Annotated in this window: 14 protein-coding genes and 1 pseudogene; 9 read left to right on the top strand and 6 right to left on the bottom strand. The window is 63.7% G+C overall.

Translation table 11 applies throughout. The annotated features are described in order from the left end of the window. Positions 1–7: 7 nt before the first annotated feature. Positions 8–439, bottom strand: a complete 432-nt coding sequence (locus ABIC09_RS01415; protein ID WP_354108179.1) for a hypothetical protein — start codon at positions 437–439, stop codon at positions 8–10. A gap of 191 nt (positions 440–630) precedes the next feature. Here ABIC09_RS01415 and ABIC09_RS01410 point away from each other — a divergent pair, with 191 nt between their 5' ends. Then, the gene (locus tag ABIC09_RS01410) at positions 631–786 is read left to right on the top strand and encodes an RNA polymerase sigma factor region1.1 domain-containing protein (RefSeq protein ID WP_354108178.1); all 156 of its coding nucleotides are present in this window, start codon (positions 631–633) and stop codon (positions 784–786) included. A gap of 45 nt (positions 787–831) precedes the next feature. Here the strand turns inward: ABIC09_RS01410 and ABIC09_RS01405 are convergent, their stop codons facing one another. Then, a complete protein-coding gene (locus ABIC09_RS01405) occupies positions 832–1,059 on the bottom strand; it encodes a hypothetical protein (protein ID WP_354108177.1) in 228 nt (75 codons plus the stop codon). A gap of 207 nt (positions 1,060–1,266) precedes the next feature. Between ABIC09_RS01405 and ABIC09_RS01400 the strand changes: the two genes are divergently transcribed. Both ABIC09_RS01400 and ABIC09_RS01395 read left to right on the top strand, forming a co-directional pair. Next, the gene (locus ABIC09_RS01400; RefSeq protein WP_187434887.1) at positions 1,267–3,792 is read left to right on the top strand and encodes a glycogen/starch/alpha-glucan phosphorylase; all 2,526 of its coding nucleotides are present in this window, start codon (positions 1,267–1,269) and stop codon (positions 3,790–3,792) included. 95 nt (positions 3,793–3,887) lie between these two features. Further along, complete coding sequence (locus tag ABIC09_RS01395) at positions 3,888–4,703, top strand: acyl-CoA thioesterase (RefSeq protein WP_148751619.1); 816 nt, start codon at positions 3,888–3,890, stop codon at positions 4,701–4,703. Positions 4,704–4,863: 160 nt separating this feature from the next. Here the strand turns inward: ABIC09_RS01395 and ABIC09_RS01390 are convergent, their stop codons facing one another. The 3 genes from ABIC09_RS01390 to ABIC09_RS01380 all read right to left on the bottom strand — a co-directional run bounded on the left by ABIC09_RS01390 (position 4,864) and on the right by ABIC09_RS01380 (position 10,167). Beyond that, a complete protein-coding gene (locus ABIC09_RS01390; protein ID WP_354108176.1) occupies positions 4,864–6,480 on the bottom strand; it encodes a phosphoenolpyruvate carboxykinase in 1,617 nt (538 codons plus the stop codon). Positions 6,481–6,762: 282 nt separating this feature from the next. Beyond that, positions 6,763–9,357 carry a CHAT domain-containing tetratricopeptide repeat protein gene (locus tag ABIC09_RS01385; RefSeq protein ID WP_354108175.1) on the bottom strand — a complete coding sequence of 865 codons (2,595 nt, stop codon included), beginning with the start codon at positions 9,355–9,357 and terminating at the stop codon, positions 6,763–6,765. A gap of 75 nt (positions 9,358–9,432) precedes the next feature. Further along, entirely contained in the window at positions 9,433–10,167 is a 735-nt protein-coding gene (locus ABIC09_RS01380) for a HugZ family pyridoxamine 5'-phosphate oxidase (RefSeq protein WP_354108174.1), read from the bottom strand. Between the two features lie 242 nt (positions 10,168–10,409). Between ABIC09_RS01380 and ABIC09_RS01375 the strand changes: the two genes are divergently transcribed. The 5 genes and pseudogenes from ABIC09_RS01375 to ABIC09_RS01355 all read left to right on the top strand — a co-directional run bounded on the left by ABIC09_RS01375 (position 10,410) and on the right by ABIC09_RS01355 (position 14,471). After that, complete coding sequence (locus tag ABIC09_RS01375) at positions 10,410–11,111, top strand: response regulator transcription factor (RefSeq protein WP_027535781.1); 702 nt, start codon at positions 10,410–10,412, stop codon at positions 11,109–11,111. Between the two features lie 200 nt (positions 11,112–11,311). Beyond that, the gene (locus ABIC09_RS01370) at positions 11,312–13,102 is read left to right on the top strand and encodes a sensor histidine kinase (RefSeq protein WP_148751616.1); all 1,791 of its coding nucleotides are present in this window, start codon (positions 11,312–11,314) and stop codon (positions 13,100–13,102) included. Continuing rightward, positions 13,099–13,566: pseudogene (locus tag ABIC09_RS01365) on the top strand (HPr kinase/phosphorylase). Before ABIC09_RS01370 ends, ABIC09_RS01365 begins: the two are co-directional and overlap by 4 nt. A 189-nt stretch (positions 13,567–13,755) precedes the next feature. Further along, complete coding sequence (locus ABIC09_RS01360) at positions 13,756–14,157, top strand: PTS sugar transporter subunit IIA (RefSeq protein ID WP_007597752.1); 402 nt, start codon at positions 13,756–13,758, stop codon at positions 14,155–14,157. Next, on the top strand, positions 14,154–14,471 hold the full coding sequence (locus ABIC09_RS01355; protein ID WP_354036321.1) for an HPr family phosphocarrier protein: 318 nt from the start codon (positions 14,154–14,156) through the stop codon (positions 14,469–14,471). Before ABIC09_RS01360 ends, ABIC09_RS01355 begins: the two co-directional genes overlap by 4 nt. 3 nt (positions 14,472–14,474) lie before the next feature. Here the strand turns inward: ABIC09_RS01355 and ABIC09_RS01350 are convergent, their stop codons facing one another. Further along, positions 14,475–16,100, bottom strand: a complete 1,626-nt coding sequence (locus ABIC09_RS01350) for a glycosyltransferase family 39 protein (protein ID WP_354108173.1) — start codon at positions 16,098–16,100, stop codon at positions 14,475–14,477. 113 nt (positions 16,101–16,213) lie between these two features. Here ABIC09_RS01350 and lepA point away from each other — a divergent pair, with 113 nt between their 5' ends. Further along, on the top strand, positions 16,214–18,025 hold the full coding sequence (gene lepA / locus ABIC09_RS01345) for a translation elongation factor 4 (RefSeq protein WP_354108172.1): 1,812 nt from the start codon (positions 16,214–16,216) through the stop codon (positions 18,023–18,025). Positions 18,026–18,167: the final 142 nt, after the last annotated feature.

Below are 18,167 nucleotides of genomic sequence, written 5' to 3'. Positions count from 1 at the left end.
TGCTGCGCTATCTCCCGATGATCACCCCGATCACATTCGGCGCCGCCAGATATTTCTCCTCGATCGCCGCGCGCGCGGCAGCACGGTTTTCGGCCGTCAGCAGGCCGCGCTTCTCGGCCAGGATCATCCAGCAAAAGCCCCACCAGTCGGTCAGCATACCCGTCTCGCTGACGAGGTCGTAGCCCTGCTCGGCCGCGAAGATGCGCGCATGCGATTCGTCCAGCGTGTCGAGGAAATGATGATCCTCGGGCGCGAACAGATCGTCGCTGATGTCGTCGATGGTGTAGCCCCAGATCGACTGGCACACCGCGTTGAACTCGCGGTCAAACCGGTCGTCGTCGACGGCATAGCGCCGCGCCGCCTGGTGCAGCCGCGACAGCGACCGCGCGAAATCGGCGATCCGGGTGAGGGCAAATTGATCGAAGGCAATGGTGGACATGTAGTCCTCGCGACGGCTGTCAGACCCTAGATGTTGTGTCGGCAATGCGCCGAATCACAATGATATATCAAAGACTTGCTAAAGTGTTCTTAATTTGTTCTAGAGCGCGGCAGGACAAGGTCGAGAGTCTTCCCTCTTAGTAGAAGGGTTTGCTGGAGGACCGACACGTGAGACTACAGGATGCAATCCGAATGGCACTCGAGCTAGGCCGCCCGACAGGTGTCGTCACATTCGATCAGCTCAACGACTTGTTGCCATCAGCCACCATGGCTCCCGAAGACATCGAAGCGGTCATGCAGGCACTCAGCGACGAAGGAATAAATCTCGTCGAAAGTGATCCGTCATAAGTTGCGCCAGGACGCGTGGAAGCAGTCTCGCTTCGCCGCAACTGCTCAATTCACCGCCGACATCAACCGATCCCCGCACGCACTCGCATAAAACTTCCCACCGCATTGGTGCTTGATGGCGGCGCAACGCACGACGGGAGTTGCATTTTGCGGGACGGTAAAGCCGCAGCTGAGACCGTCGGCGCTGCGCTTGCCGGCGGCGAAGGCAGCGCTCGAAGTGGCGATGCAGATGACAAGAAGCGCTGCAGCGGCGATTTCGATCAGCAGTCTCATGGGGCGTCTCCTCCACACTGATGGCTGAATCTGTGGTCAATGTAGCACCAAATCGGCGTTCCTCAGTGCTGCTCCGGGTTCCCAAAGCGGCCCGTTCCTTGCATAATTTTGCGCCAGCGCAGTGCACGGCCGCGCCAGAGATGGTTCCGGTGCAGGGGCAAGACGCGTAGGGTTCAGTGGTGTTCTCGCGACCAGGAAGTGACGGCCTTGCAAGATCAATCGTTCCAGCCAAATTTCGCCGCCCCCGGTCAGCCCATCGACGAACTCGCGTTATCGGAGATCAAGGGCGCGATCCTGGCGAAGCTCCGCCTTGCCATCGGCAAGGATGCGGGCATGGCGACCAGGCATGACTGGTACCAGGCCGCAGCGCTCGCACTGCGCGACCGCATCGTGCATCGCTGGCTCTCGGCCGAGAAGCGCAGCTACGACGCGGGCCGCAAGCGCGTCTATTATCTCTCGCTCGAATTCCTGATCGGCCGCCTCTTCACCGATGCGCTCAACAATATGGGGCTGCTCAAGATCTTCGAGGTCGCGCTCGGCGATCTCGGCGTGTCGTTGCCTGAGCTGCGCAAATGCGAGCCGGATGCGGCGCTCGGCAATGGCGGCCTCGGGCGCCTCGCCGCCTGCTTCATGGAGAGCATGGCGACGCTGTCGATCCCCGCGATCGGCTACGGCATCCGCTACGATTACGGCCTGTTCCGCCAGATCATCAATCAGGGCTGGCAGCAGGAATATCCGGACGAATGGCTCGGCTTCGGCAACCCTTGGGAACTGCAGCGGCCGGAAGTGATCTACGACATCAATTTCGGCGGCGGCGTCGAGCATGTCGACGACAAGGGCCGCGACCGCGCGATCTGGCATTCGGGCGAGACCGTGCAGGCGATCGCCTATGACACCCCGATCGTCGGCTGGCGCGGTCAGCACGTCAATGCACTGCGGCTGTGGTCGGCACGCTCGCCCGATCCGCTCAAGCTCGACGCCTTCAACAAAGGCGACTATGTCAGCGCCAGCGCCGAGCAGTCGCGCGCGGAAGCGATCTGCAAATTCCTCTATCCGAACGACGAGAGCCCGGCGGGGCGCGAGCTGCGCCTGAGGCAGGAATATTTCTTCGTCTCGGCGTCGCTGCAGGACCTCATCAAGCGGCATCTCGCATCCGACGGCCAGCTGCGCAGCCTGTCGTCCAAGGTCGCGGTGCAGCTCAACGACACCCATCCGAGCCTCGCCGTCACCGAGCTGATGCGCATCCTCGTCGACCTCCACAATTTCCGCTGGGACGAGGCCTGGAAGATCACTGTCGCAACGCTGTCGTATACCAACCACACGCTGCTGCCGGAAGCGCTGGAGACCTGGCCGGTCGAGCTGTTCGAGAAGCTGCTGCCGCGCCATCTCGAGATCATCTATCGCATCAACGTGCAGCATCTGGCGCTCGCCGAAGCACGCGCCCCCGGCGACATCGACTTCCGCGCCTCGGTCTCGCTGATCGACGAGAAGAGTGGCCGCCGCGTGCGCATGGGCCAGCTCGCCTTCGTCGGCTCGCACCGCATCAACGGTGTCTCGGCGATGCATTCGGACCTGATGCGCGAGACCGTGTTCCACGATCTCAACCATCTCTATCCCGGCCGCATCACCAACAAGACCAACGGCATCACCTTCCGTCGCTGGCTGATGCTGGCCAACCCCAAGCTGACCGATCTCCTGCGCGAGACCTGCGGCGAGGCCGTGCTCGACGATCCGACCCAGCTCTCGCTGATCGAGGCGCGCGCCAGCGATGTCGAATTCCAGCGGAAATTCCGCGCCGTCAAGCTTCACAACAAGACGGCACTGGCGCGCTTGATCGGCGAGCGGCTCGGCATCAAGGTCGACCCGAACGCGCTGTTCGACGTGCAGATCAAGCGCATCCACGAATACAAGCGCCAGCTGCTCAACGTCATCGAGACGGTCGCGCTATATCAGTCGATCAAGGACGATCCCAACGGCAATTGGGTGCCGCGAGTGAAGATCTTTGCCGGCAAGGCAGCGGCGAGCTACCGCTACGCCAAGCTGATCATCAAGCTGATCAACGACGTCGCCGAAATCGTCAACAACGATCCCGCGATCGGCGGCAAGCTGAAGGTCGTCTTCCTGCCCGACTACAATGTCAGCCTTGCCGAAGTGATCATTCCCGCGGCCGACCTGTCCGAGCAGATCTCGACCGCCGGCATGGAGGCCTCCGGCACCGGCAACATGAAGCTGGCACTCAACGGCGCCATCACCATCGGCACGCTGGACGGCGCCAATATCGAGATCCGCGACCAGGTCGGCGTGGAGAACATCGCGATCTTCGGCATGGAGGCCGGCGACGTGATGATCAAGCGCAAGCAGGGGCTGGACGCCTCCGACGTGATCCGGAATTCGCCAAAGCTCCAGCGCGCCATCAACGCGATCGGCACCGGCGAGTTCTCGCCCGGCGATCCCGGCCGTTTCGAATCCATCGCGCATGCGCTGCGCTATCTCGACCACTACATGGTCAGCGCCGATTTCGATTCCTATTACGAGGCGCAGCGCAGCGTCGACGCGCGCTGGCTGGTGGCGCCGGCCTGGACCCGTGCTTCTATCCTCAACGTCGCGCGCATGGCGTGGTTCTCCTCCGACCGCACCATCCGCGAATATGCCGAGGAAATCTGGAACGTGCCGGTCAATCCGGTCACGCCGCCGTTTCAGACGGCAGAGGAATTGCGTGACGCGGCGAGCTGATTTGTCTGCACCGTGAAATCGGCTACCCCAGAGGTAATTGCACAAGCCGGCCACGGACGTGATATGACGTCCGTCATTGAACCCCGGACATGACAATGCACGCCAAGCTCCCGCATCCCTTCGACGACGCCACCCGCATCACTGCCGGGGACTCGAGCTGGCAGGGGCACACCAGTGACGACTACTGGGCCTTCGTCGGACCGTTCGGCGGCGCCACCGCCGCGACGATCCTGCGTGCGCTGATCGAGCATCCGCAAGCCGCCGGCGATCCGCTGGCGCTGACCGTCAATTACTGCGCGCCGATCGCCAAGGGCCCGTTCGATCTCGACATCCGGCTGGTGAAGGCCAACCGCTCCAGCCAGCACTGGAGCGTCGAACTGTCGCAGGGCGGCGGCGAGGTCGCAACGCTTGCCACGGCAGTGTTCGCCGAGCGCCGGCCGTCCTGGGAGCACAAGGTGGCACAGTACCCGGACGCAAAGCCATTCGAGCAGACATTGCCGTTTCCAACAATCTCGGCGTCCTGGGCCAACCAGTACGAATTCCGCTTCGTCGAGGGCGAGATGCGGATCGGACCGCCGCAGGTGGAGCTCGCCAGCACCTATTCGAAAATCTGGATCAGCGATCGCGAGCCGCGCAGGCTCGACATGCTGTCGCTGATGTCGATGTCGGATGCCTTCTTCGGCCGCATCTTCCACGCAAGGCGCGAGCTCGTGCCGTTCGGCACGGTGTCGCTGACGACCTATTTCCACACTGACAGCGAAGAGCTCGCGGCCGAGGGCATCACACGTGTGCTTGCGACCGCCGACTCGAAGATCATGCACAAGAGCTACGCCGACCAGAACGCCGAGCTGTGGTCGCCGAACGGCAGGCTGCTCGCGACCACGACGCAAATTGCGTATTTCAAGGCGTAGGCGCTTCCACAAACTCGTCATTGCGAGCGCAGCGAAGCAATCCAGACTGTCTCCGCGGAGGGATCCTGGATTGCTTCGCTGCGCTCGCAATGACGGTGGAAATATCTCGCGAAAAAAGGCGGCCTCACGGCCACCCTTTTGCGTTTCAATCGATGCGAGATTACTCCGCCGCGAGCTTTACGTCCGGAGCGGCCGCGCGCACTTCGGCGTCGACCTGGGCCTCGAACTTGGCAAAGTTCTTCTGGAACATGCCGACCAGCGCACGCGCAGTCTTGTCGAATTCGTCCTTGTCCTTCCAGGTGTTGACCGGGTTGAGGATCTCGCTCGGCACGCCCGGCAGCGCGGTCGGGACCGCGAAGCCGAAATATTTGTCGGTACGGAATTCGACATTGCGAAGCGAGCCGTCGAGCGCGGCCGTGAGCAGCGCGCGCGTCACCTTGATCGGCATGCGCGAGCCCGTGCCGTACTTGCCGCCGGTCCAGCCGGTGTTGACCAGCCAGCAGTCGACATTGTGCTGGGCAATCAGGTCACGCAGCATGTTGCCATACACGCTGGGGTCGAGCGGCAGGAAGGGCGAGCCGAAGCAGGTCGAAAATTCCGGCTGAGGTTCGTTACCCAAACCGCGCTCGGTACCGGCGACCTTGGCGGTGTAGCCGGAGAGGAAGTGGTACATCGCCTGCGCCGGCGAGAGCTTGGCGATCGGCGGCAGCACGCCGAAGGCATCAGCGGCGAGCATCACCACGTTCTTCGGCTGCGGCGCACAGCCGGTGCGCGAGGCGTTCGGGATGAAGTCGAGCGGATAGGCCGAGCGGGTGTTCTCGGTCTTGGAGCCGTCGTCGAAATCGACGACGCGGGTGTCCACGTCGAGCACGCAGTTCTCTAGCACCGCACCGAAGCGGGTCGACGCCGCGTAGATCTCGGGCTCGGCTTCCTGCGAGAGCTTGATGCACTTGGCGTAGCAGCCGCCCTCGAAATTGAAGACGCCATTCGGACCCCAGCCGTGCTCGTCGTCGCCGATCAGCGTACGGTTCGGATCGGCCGACAGCGTGGTCTTGCCGGTGCCGGACAGGCCGAAGAAGATCGCGGTGTCGCCGTTGGCGCCGACGTTCGCCGAGCAGTGCATCGGCATCACGCCGCGCTCGGGCAGATAATAGTTGAGCGTGGTGAAGACCGACTTCTTCATCTCGCCGGCATAGTAGGAGCCGCCGATCAGCACGATCTTGCGGGCAAAGTCGATCGCGACGACGTTCTCCGACTTGCAGCCATGGCGCTTCGGATCGGCGCGGAAGCTCGGCATGTCGATGATGGTGAGCTCGGGCGTGAAGCTCGACAGCTCGACCGCCTCGGGGCGGATCAGCAGCGTGCGGATGAACAGCGAGTGCCAGGCGAGCTCAGTGAAGACGCGGGTCTTGATCCGGTAGGCCGGATCGGCGCCGCCATAGAGATCCTGCGCAAACAGGCTCTTGCCTTCGGCGTGCTTGAGGAAGTCTTGGTACAGCGTCTCGAACTGCTCCGCGGTGATCGACTGGTTGCCGGCCCACCACATTTTCTTGTCGGTGGTGGCGTCACGTACCGTGAACTTGTCCTTCGGGCTGCGGCCCGTGAACTCGCCGGTGTCGGCGCAGAGTGCGCCATCCGCGGACAGCACCGCCTCGCCCACTGAGAGCGAGTATTGATAGAGCTGTGGTGCGCCCAGGTTCCAGTGAACCTGCTTGAGATTCTTTAAGCCGAATTTGTCGGCGCCAAAAGCACCGTTGCGCACGCCCGTCTCTTGCACGAAAAAGTCCTCCTAGAACCCGCGACACATAGCGCGACCTAACCTTGGCGCCATCGCGGTCACCGTGAATTACAGGCCGTCCGGCCTCGGTTGGACGACGTAATACTGATGAACGCCGACGTTGCCAAGCTGATCCCGCAGGATTTGGTTTATTCAAGGACCGCGCCAAACGTCGCGCATGTCAGCCCTGAGCAGCCGTGCCAAAGAATCGCAAATGATCGCGCAACCAAATGCCTGTTTCGGCGTTGTCGGATGTTTTGCGACGCACAATCCTGCGCCGGTCTATCGTACCGCACCTTCGCCGATCAGCGCGAACGGCCCCCACATCGCGGGGTAGGCATTGCGGGGCGACGAGGCGTCATCAACGTACGTTAACATCGCGCGCCGCAGAGCTTCGGCTCTGCCGATTTTTGGTTCGTTCTTGAGCAGATCGAAGGTCGAAATGGTCAAGCGGGTAGCAGCCTCCGAATCCACTGCCCAGTGCGAAACCAGGAGCGCGCGTGCGCCGGCATAGAAGAAGGCGCGCGCCAGTCCCGACAGGGCCTCGGCGCCCGGCTTGTCGCCGGCGATCGTGTTGCAGGCCGATAGCACGACCCAATCGGCATTGAGCTTGAGCTGGGCAACTTCGCTCGCCGTGAGCAGACCATCGTCGAGCTCCGAGGGCTGGTCGGGAATCGAGAGCGCAAGCGATGGCTCGCCCACGCCCTTGATGTCGCCGGCGACGAGGCCGTGGGTCGCAAAGTAAATGATGCTGTATTGAGCAAGCGGTGCACGCTTGAGCGTCGCTTCGCTGGCATCGCGGCCGAGATGAATGTCGGCATCAGTCGCACCGACATCTTTCGCCACGGCACTCAGCTCGTCCGCAGTATCGGGCAGTTGCGGCAGCGCCTGCGCAAGCCGCGCGCGATCGACACCGGCGCCGCGCCAGAAATCGGTATAGGCTGATGTCACGATGCTGCGCGCGGCAACCTTGCCGCTTGCAGCGCGACGATCGCCGAGCCCACCCTCGGCGGGATTGAACACGGGATCGCCAAAGCCGGTCATCGGCTTGACGGCCTGATCCTTGCGCGCAAAAGCGCGCAGCGATTTCAGGCTGGCCACCGATGGCAGCACCGAGACAGCTTGACGGCGCAGCAGCCAGGCGGCGCTGCGATAGCCTTCGAGCGTCTCCGGGATCGCAGCTTGCGGCGGCTCCGTGACGAGCAGATGAAACGGCAGCGCAGTGAGCGCGCCCGACGGCACAGTGAGCAGGCTGCGCTTGTCCCTGGTCAGCGCCTCGACCGGGCCGAGCAGCGTCACATAGAGTTCGTTGGCGAGCGCGAGGTCGAACAAGCCTGATTTGCCGGAGCCATCGCGCGCCTTGCCGACATCGAGACCTCGGCGGAAAGACGTGACCTTCTGCGCCAGCGCGTCTGCGCCAAGCGGAATTTCCTTCCAGTCGGCGCCCTCGCGCGTGATGGCAATGACGTAGCTGCGGCTGTCGACGGCGGAATAGAGCACCATCGCCTCATCGGCCGACAGCAGGGGCTGGACGTCCTTGACCGTCAGCGGCAGCGGGTTGGATAGCGAGGCGTAGTCGGGGAATTCAATGGCGAGCGTCTTCTGCAAGCCGGCGCGCTCGCCTGTGATGGCTGCGATCCGCGCGCGACTGCGCTGCTCGGAGGCAACATCGCGCTGCGCGGAGGGCTTCGACACGGCCGCGATGATCGCCTTGTCCAGCGCCTCGGATTCGGCTGCGAGATCCTGGTCCTTGCGCACCAGCTCGGCGAGCCGGTCGCTGCCGGCGGCGAGCCGCACCGCGAGCTTGCTCACGGCCGATGCAGCGGAGGATTGCGTGCCGCGCTGGATTGCGGCGAGCGCCTCGTCCAGGGCCTTGTCTTGCGGCAGCAGCGATTGCTGGCGCGCCGCAAACAGGATCGGCAGCACCACGCGCAGCTGCGCGCGGCTGTTCGCAAGCGTTTTTTCCGCGAGCGGCAACGCGTCCGCGGTCCGCCCGGACACAAAGAGGAAATAAGCGAGATTGCTGGTGGAGGTCGCGACGTCAGGATGATCCGGGCCAAGCGCACGCTCGCGGATGGCGAGCGCGCGGCGATACAGCGGTTCGGCATCGGCATAGCGCTGCTCGTGCTCGTAGAGGCCGGCGAGATTGTTGAGCGAGCGCGCGACGTCGGGATGATCCGGTCCCAGCGCTTTTTCGCGGATCGCGAGCGAACGCTTGATCGGCGCTTCGGCATCGGCGTTGCGGCCGAGATCGCGATCGACCTGGCCAATGTTGTTCAGGACCGTGGCGACCGCAGGATGCTCGGGCCCGGCAGCCTTCTGATAGATCGCGAGCGCGCGCCGAAGCAGCGGTTCGGCTTCGGCCTGGCGCTGCTGCCTGACATAGAGCGTGGCCAGATTGTTGAGAGCCTGGCCGACATCGGGATGCTCACGTGACAGGCTCGTCTCCCGGACCGCCAGCGCGCGCTTGAACAGCGGCTCGGCCTCTGCAAAGCGGCTCTGCCGCTGATACAGCGCGGCGAGATTGGTCAATTCAGCCGCGACCAATGCGTTGTCCAGACCGAGCGACTGCTCCATCAATGCGATCGAACGCTTGTAGAGCGGCTCGGCGAGGTCGTCCCGGCCCTGACCGGCATAGACCTGACCGAGATTGTTCAAGGCGGCCGCAAGTTCGCGACCGTTGTCGCTCTTCTCCAGGCTCGCGACCATCGCCTGCGCCAAAGGAAGCGCTTCCGAATATCTGCCGGCCTTGGTGAGTTCGTTGATCCTGGCACTCTCCGCGGCGAGATTGCCCTTCTGGGCGAGGCCAGGCGCTGCCAGCGATGCGGTGATCGCGAGCGCCAAACCCGCAACCCATACCAAACGACGACGCGTCATGAACCCTCTCGCTGCGAGACTAAAGACCATCACGGTCTTGGGTCGCGGCGATGGGCAGCGGCGTTCAATTTGTGGCTACTTCGTCTTTGCCCGCGCTTCGCCGGCCAAACGGACCAGCATCTTGCGCAGCGCTGTGCCATCAGTGACCCGCTCCGGAAAGTCCAGCCGCAGCGCAGTCTGGCCATCCTGCATGTCGAGGCCCTCAGGGTCGCAGCCGGTGCAGCGCCAGTCGCCCTCGACCGCACCGAGGAGCTTTGTGGCGTAGAGGCCCATGGTGTCGCGGTGGTCGGCATTCATGTGCTCGACCGCGCCTTCCTCGCTCGCCAACAATTCCTCGGCGCCGGAGAGGTCCGTAAGGAATTGCCCGGGCTTGAGGTCGACGATCCGGCCAAAGCCGGCGACCAGATGGGCTGCCGTGGGCTGGATCCGGACGAACGAAAAATCCTTAAACGACACAAAGACTTCCGCCGACGGATGGGCATTGAGATACCGCCGCTGGAGAAGATCCTTCTCGGCGTCGGCCTGTTCGGCCCGGCCAGACAGCATGATCCGGGCGCCTTCCAGCGGATCGCCCGCCGCGCGCTGGTCCAGCATCAGCGAGACCCGGCTATCCGCCATGATATTCCTGGTGTGCACGGCCAATCCCGAGATCAGCAGGATCGGGGAACCGTCGGGATGGCTCGCCAGATTGACCAGGGAACAATAGGGATCGCCGCTGCCCGCCATCAACGTTGCAAGTGCGCCCTGCCGCGACCGCCTCAGCAGCGATTTGGCGAGCATTCCGGGGTCGAAATCGGGGGTCGGTTGCATCGGCTTTCTCGGCTCAGGTGGTTGCAAGGAGGGCCTTTTTTCGGGTAAACGAGGGCCGGGGTATGGGTCGACATGCGGCGAATCTGCCGTGTTTCGCGGAACTTGGTCACACTTCAGCCCAGCTTGCATTGCTCGGTGACAAAGTTCGAATTCCAAGTTCGGGACCCATGTATGCGGCGCATCACTGGATTGCTCGCCGTTTAAGCCACGACCCAAACGGAAAGCAGAAAGCAGAGAGGCTCATGCCCACAATCGCTTTGGTCGACGACGACCGCAACATTCTCACATCCGTCTCGATCGCGCTGGAAGCCGAAGGCTACCGCATCATGACTTACACCGACGGCGCCTCCGCGCTGGACGGTTTCCGCACCACCCAGCCCGATCTTGCCATCCTCGACATCAAGATGCCGCGCATGGACGGCATGGAGACGCTGCGCCGCCTCAGGCAGAAGTCCGACCTGCCGGTGATCTTCCTGACCTCCAAGGACGAGGAGATCGACGAGCTGTTCGGCCTCAAGATGGGCGCGGACGATTTCATCCGCAAACCGTTCTCGCAGCGTCTCTTAGTCGAACGCGTCAAGGCGGTGCTGCGCCGCTCGGCGCCGAAGGATCCGACCGTCGCGCCGAAGGAGAACGACGCCAAGGCACTCGACCGCGGCCTGCTGCGCATGGATCCGGAACGGCATACCTGCACCTGGAAAAACGAGCCGGTGACGCTGACCGTCACCGAGTTCCTGATCCTCCAGGCGCTGGCGACACGGCCCGGCGTGGTCAAGAGCCGCAACGCGCTGATGGACGCCGCCTATGACGACCAGGTCTATGTCGACGACCGCACCATCGACAGCCACATCAAGCGGCTGCGCAAGAAGTTCAAGGTGGTCGACAACGATTTCGAGATGATCGAGACGCTCTACGGCGTCGGCTACCGCTTCAAGGAAGCCTGAGGCGCACGCGCCTTCACAAAGTGCAGAGTTCAAGCCCGGTTCTGATTCCATCGGAACCGGGATGGCTCTAAAGCGCGATGTGATCGCGCTTCAGGTTATCGTTTGAGCATGATCTTTCGGAAAACCGCTGCACACTTTTCCGGATCATGCTCTAGGATGCGGGAACCGTCGCACAAGCTGTCCTAACGCGGGCGTAAGCATTGCTTGACCGAACGCAGCCTGATCGGAGTTCGAACGCCGAGGACGTTACCGCCCACGGCGCCTCGGAGCATGAGGACAAGCTGGTCGCGCGAGGCTGGGGGCCGCTGAACTGGCTCAAGCGAGCCGGCCAGTTCTTCTTTGCGCTGTCCTTCTCGAGCCTGACCCGCCGCATCGTCTCGCTCAACCTCGCGGGGCTTGTCGCCCTGGTCGCGAGCATCCTGTATCTGTCGCAGTTCCGCGCCGGCCTTATCGACGCGCGCGCGCAAAGCCTGCTGGTGCAGGCCGAAATCATCGCCGGCGCCATCGGCGCCTCGGCGACGGTGCAAACCAACGCGATCACCGTCGATCCCGAGCGGCTGCTCGACCTGAAACTGGGTGAGAGCTACGGCGGAGTGGACGATTCGCTGGATTTTCCGATCAATCCCGAGCGCGTGGCGCCGGTGTTGAGCACGCTGATCTCGCCGACCAAGACCCGCGCGCGGATTTTCGATCCCAATGGATCCGCGCTGCTCGACAGCCGCGATCTCGATAGCGTGCGGGGCATTCCACTGCCGCCGTTGTCGGAAAAGCCGGGCCTGGTCGAGCGCGGCATGGTCGCGGTGCGCACCTGGCTGAATCGCGGCGACCTGCCGCTCTATCGCGAGCTCGGGCGCGAAAACGGCAAGGGCTATGTCGAGGTGGCCGATGCGCTCCAGGGTCAGAAGCGCTCGATGGTGCGGGTCAATTCGCGCGGCGAGGTGATTGTCTCGGTTGCGGTCCCCGTGCAGCGCTCACGCGCCATCCATGGCGCGCTGATGCTGTCGACCCAGGGCGACGAAATCGATCAGATGGTCACGGCCGAGCGCCTGGCGATCCTGAAAGTCGGCGGCGTTGCCGCCGCGGTCATGATCATGCTGTCGCTGCTGCTCGCGAGCACGATCGCAGGTCCTGTGCGCCGGCTCGCCGACAGCGCCGAGCGGGTCCGCCGCCGCATCAAGACTCGCGTCGAGATTCCCGACTTCACCCGCCGCCGCGACGAGATCGGTCACCTCTCCGGCGCGCTGCGCGACATGACCAACGCGCTCTACAAGCGGATCGAGGCGATCGAGATGTTCGCCGCCGACGTCGCCCACGAGCTGAAGAACCCGCTGACCTCGCTGCGCTCCGCGGTCGAGACGATGCCGCTGGCGCGCAACGAGAACAGCCGCGCCCGCCTGCTCGAGGTGATCGAGCACGACGTCAAGCGGCTCGACCGCCTGATCTCCGACATCTCCGATGCGAGCCGGCTCGATGCCGAATTGCAGCGGCAGGATGCGATCCCGGTCGATCTCAGGCGGCTCCTGGGCACGCTGGTTGCGGTCGCCAATGAAACCAAGCTCGGCCACGACGTCGCGGTCGAGGCACGCTTCGAGGGCCGCAGCCCGACCGACATTTTCGCGGTCACTGGCCATGATTCGCGGCTCGGGCAGGTGGTCTCCAACCTGCTCTCCAACGCGCAGTCCTTCTCGGAAGCCGGCAGCAAGGTGCGCTTGACCTGCCGCCGTGTCCGCGGCGAGATCGAGATCGTGGTCGACGACGACGGCCCCGGCATCCGCGATGACGCGCTGGAGCGCATCTTCGAGCGCTTCTACACCGACCGACCGCATCAGGGATTTGGCCAGAATTCCGGCCTCGGACTGTCGATCTCCAAGCAGATCATCGACGCCCATGGCGGGCGCATCTGGGCGGAGAATCGCGCCGGCCCCGCTGATGAAGACGGGGCGCCGACAATTGCCGGCGCGCGCTTCGTGGTGAGGCTGCCGGCGCTATGAGCGACGGCGGGCCGAGCGTTCACGCCTCCGCGGTCAAGGTCGGCCCCCTGGCGGTGCTGATCCGCGGCCCCTCGGGGGCCGGCAAATCGCGCCTTGCCTTCGATTTGATCATGGCTGGACGCTCGGGCGTGGTCGAAAGCGCCGTCCTGGTCGGCGATGACCGTGTCCATCTGGCGACAGTCGGCCAGGAAATTGTGGTCCGTCCCGCTCCGATTCTGGCCGGGCTGATCGAGATCCGGGGACTGGGAATCCGCGGCTGCGACTTCGTGGAGCATGCGACGGTCGGCCTCGTGGTCGATCTGGACGCTGACGATGCCGAACGCCTGCCGCCGCCGGAATCGCTGAAAACCACCATTTTGGGTGTCGAAATACCGCGAATCCCGGTCAGGCGCGGCTATTCGCCCCTCCCCTTGGTTGTCGCGGCCTTGACTACTACCAAGAGTTAACGTGCGGCTAACCCTTGAGACGATTGTTTGAAGGGAAATGGTAACCATATGAACCCCACACTCGCGACCGAATAGACCGGCGCAGCTCCCCTCATCCATCCGTCTAGATTCAGGGAGATACGCAACATCCCCTCTTGCGCAGGGGCTCTGGATGGTCAAAGTGGCGCGTTCGTGCGGTGCACCAAAAGCGCCCGCGGGAGTTTTCCGATGATTGGTCTAGTACTTGTGACCCACGGGCGCCTTGCCGACGAATTCAAGGCAGCGCTTGAACATGTCATGGGCCCACAAAAGCAAATCGAAGCGATTACGATCGGTGCCGAAGATGATTCCGATCTGTGCCGAAGCGACATCATCGAGGCGGTTAACCGCGTCGATTCCGGCGACGGCGTTGCGATCCTCACCGACATGTTCGGCGGCACCCCGTCGAACCTCGCGATTTCCTGCATGAGCCGGCCGAAGGTCGAAGTGCTCGCGGGCATCAACCTGCCCATGCTGGTGAAGCTTGCCAAGGTGCGGGAGGAGCGTCCGCTGCCCGACGCGATCGCGATGGCCCAGGAAGCCGGCCGCAAATACGTCACCATCGCTAGCCGAGTGCTCGCCGGCAAATGAGCGACGACGCGCCACAAGCCGGGACGGGCGTGCCCGCAGGCGCGATCTCCAAAGAGCTCCTGATTATCAACAAGCGCGGCCTGCACGCCCGCGCCTCGGCGAAATTCGTCCAGGCGGTCGAGCGCTTCAACGCGCAGGTGTGGGTCACGCGCGGCGGCGAGACCGTCGGCGGCACCTCGATCATGGGCCTGATGATGCTCGCGGCAGGACCGGGCACGACGATCCGGGTCGCCGCCGCCGGCGCCGATGCGGAAGCCGCGCTCGCGGCGATTGCGGAACTCGTCGAGAGCAAGTTCAACGAAGAGGGGACCTGAAGGTCACTTCTCCGGCGGGGCGATGTAGACGTTCCACGTCATCGACGGGCCGGCCTTGCCGCGGGTGAAGCGGCGCGTCGTCATCACCATGCGCTCGGCGTTCGGCGCGATCTCGGACACCCACTTCTCGAATGCCGGCAGGCGGCCATCGGTCGGATCGAACACGCCGACAAAACCGTATTTCTTGACGTCATCGAGTGTCGTCAGCCCGGACCCCCACGCCTCGTTCGGCGTGAACGCAGCCGGATGATCGGGGCTGTAGAACACCATCGGCTGGATCGATTCCATCGTGCCGGCGACGATCGCCCAGCGCGAGACGAAGCGCGAATGCCAGGCTTGCGTCAGCTCGCGCGCGAGCTCCGAGCGTGCGCCATAGGTCGCCGTGTTGTCCGAATTCACCGCCATCTCGCGTGCGGCGATCCACGGTGAAGCGACGAGCGCCGCGACGCTGAGCACGAGCCAGATCGCCACGATGTTGAACAGCACGGCGCTCTGGACCCGCAGCGCCGGAATCGCGACCAGCGCGAGCGGCACCAGGAAGAACAGCGAGATGCCCCAATCGGTTTTCATATAGATGGAGAACACGAGCGCGCCGAGCGGCGGACCGGCCGCGACGATGATCTGGATGATCCAGATGTTCAGCGTCTGGGAAGCATTAACGCCCACATTGGCGCCACGCGCCCAGGCCCGCGTGACGATGCGCAAGGGAGCGCGCATGAGCAGCGAGAACCACGGCGGCACCAGCGCCATCGCGAATGCGGCGAGCGCCACGGGAAGAGCCAGCAGCGCGGCGTTGTGCAGGACATAGCCGAGCACGAGCTGCCGTACCTGGCCCGCATCCTCGATGCTGTAGGTGTCGCCGGCATAGGTCAGCGGCACGAAATGCGCATCTGCAAGCCAGACGATGTGCGGGATCATCGCCACCGCCATCGTTGCGATCGCGACCCAGGGCGCCGGCGACAGCAGGAATCTCATGCGCTCCGGATGGATCAGTGCGGCGAGCCCAATGGCGCCGATCATGGTCAGCACCCAATATTTGGTCATCAGCGCCAGCGCGCCGGCAAGCCCGAGCCAGAGTCCGGACTGCCAGCTCCGCTTCTCGAACGCGTTGAGATAAGCGAGCACGACGAGCGGCAGGGTGACGAGCTGAAGCAGATCGGGGTTGTACTTGAAACCCTTGAAATTGAAGATCGGATAGAGCGCGACCATCACCACGATCAGGAACGCGCGTCGCGGATCGACCACACGCAGCGCCACCAGCCAGCAGATCACCATGCCGACGCTGACCGTCGCCATCGCCAGCGCATAAGTCGCCCAGTCCGCCGCCGGGAACACCTTGAACCAGAGTCCGGCGATCCAGCCCGACAACGGCGGATGCTTGCCGTAGCCCCACAGGAATTTCTGGCCCCAGCCCCAGGCTTCTGCGACGTCCATGTGAACGTCCTGCGCCGCCTTGAGATTGATCAGGATGAAGGTCCAGATCACGGCATGCAGGATCGCGAGCTGGATCACCAGCCAAAGCCGGGCTGAGGGGTGGGTCGCGTAGGCAACCAGCCAGGCCCGGAAACGGTCAAAGCTGAGGCGGGTCTTCGCGCGCGCCCGGGCGGAGGGGATCGAGGTCGCTGACATCGGCTTTGCGTAGCGCGTTTTGGCTCCGCTTGGAATCAGCTTGGCGTGAAGAAAGGCCCTGAAAATACAGCAATATGGTTGCCGCACGGGGATGTGAGTGGTATCCCGCGCCCATGACGACCGTCCCCATTTCCAACATCCGCAATTTCTCCATCGTCGCCCATATCGACCATGGCAAATCGACGCTGGCCGACCGCCTGATCCAGATGACCGGGGGCCTGACCGACCGCGAAATGGCCGGCAAGGAGCAGGTGCTCGATTCCATGGACATCGAGCGCGAGCGCGGCATCACCATCAAGGCGCAGACGGTGCGGCTCGCCTACCACGCCAAGGACGGCAAGGATTACATCTTCAACCTGATGGACACGCCCGGCCATGTCGACTTCGCCTACGAGGTCTCGCGGTCGCTGGCGGCGTGCGAGGGTTCCCTGCTCGTGGTCGACGCCAGCCAGGGCGTCGAAGCGCAGACGCTCGCCAACGTCTACCAGGCGCTCGACAACAATCACGAGATCGTCCCGGTCCTGAACAAGGTCGACCTTCCGGCTGCCGAGCCCGAGAAGGTCAAGCAGCAGATCGAGGACGTCATCGGCATCGACGCCTCCGACGCCGTGATGATCTCGGCCAAGACCGGCCTCGGCATTCCCGACGTGCTGGAGGCCATCGTCACCCGCCTGCCGCCGCCGAACGGCGATCGCGACGCGACCCTGAAGGCGCTGCTGGTCGACAGTTGGTACGACGTCTATCTCGGCGTCGTTGTTCTGATCCGCGTCGTCGACGGCTTCATGAAGAAGGGCAGCCGCGTCCGCATGATGGGCACCGGTGCGGCCTACGACATCGAGCGCGTCGGCTTCTTCACGCCGAAGATGACGCAGGTCGACGAGCTCGGCCCCGGCGAGATCGGCTTCATCACCGCCGCGATCAAGGAAGTCGCCGACACCCGCGTCGGCGACACGATCACCGACGACAGGAAGCCGGTCACCGAGATGCTGCCGGGCTTCAAGCCGGCGATCCCCGTGGTGTTCTGCGGCCTGTTCCCGGTCGACGCCGACGACTTCGAGACGCTGCGCGCCGCGATGGGCAAGCTGCGGCTGAACGACGCCAGCTTCTCCTTCGAGATGGAAACCTCGGCCGCACTCGGCTTCGGCTTCCGCTGCGGCTTCCTCGGGCTGTTGCACCTCGAGATCATCCAGGAGCGGCTGTCGCGCGAATTCGACCTCAATCTGATCGCGACCGCGCCGAGCGTCATCTACAAGATGAAGCTCAACGACGGCAGCGAAATCGAGATCCACAATCCGATCGACATGCCCGACGTGGTCAAGATCGCGGAGATCCAGGAGCCCTGGATCGAGGCGACCATCCTCACGCCCGACGAGTATCTCGGCAGCGTGCTGAAGCTGTGCCAGGACCGCCGCGGCGCGCAGAAGGAGCTGACTTACGTCGGCTCCCGCGCGATGGTGAAATACGACCTGCCGCTCAACGAAGTCGTGTTCGACTTCTACGACCGCCTGAAGTCGGTCTCCAAGGGCTACGCCTCGTTCGACTATCATCTCACCGACTACAAGCCGGCCGATCTCGTCAAGATGCAGATCCTCGTCAACAACGAACCGGTCGACGCGCTCTCGATGCTGGTGCATCGCACCCGCGCGGAGGGGCGCGGCCGCGCCATGGTCGAGAAGATGAAGGACCTGATCCCGCCGCACATGTTCCAGATCCCGATCCAGGCGGCAATCGGCGGCAAGGTGATCGCGCGCGAGACGGTGCGCGCGCTGCGCAAGGACGTCACCGCCAAGTGCTATGGCGGCGACATCACGCGCAAACGAAAACTTCTGGAGAAGCAGAAGGAAGGCAAGAAGAAGATGCGGCAGTTCGGCAAGGTCGACATCCCGCAGGAAGCCTTCATTGCCGCGCTGAAGGTCGACAGCTGAGGCTGTTCAACGTTCGCCCCGGGATGTCCTGGGGGCCGGACACCCCAGATCTCGAAAACAACCCCATGCACAGTAGCCGACGCCCTGTCGGCGCTGTGGTTTTTCGATTTTTACGAAAATCGGTTGACGCGTCGGGCAAAAC

This window comes from Bradyrhizobium sp. S3.12.5, assembly GCF_040548225.1.
Classification (GTDB): domain Bacteria; phylum Pseudomonadota; class Alphaproteobacteria; order Rhizobiales; family Xanthobacteraceae; genus Bradyrhizobium; species Bradyrhizobium cytisi.
This window is presented reverse-complemented; position numbering and strand designations above follow the sequence as displayed.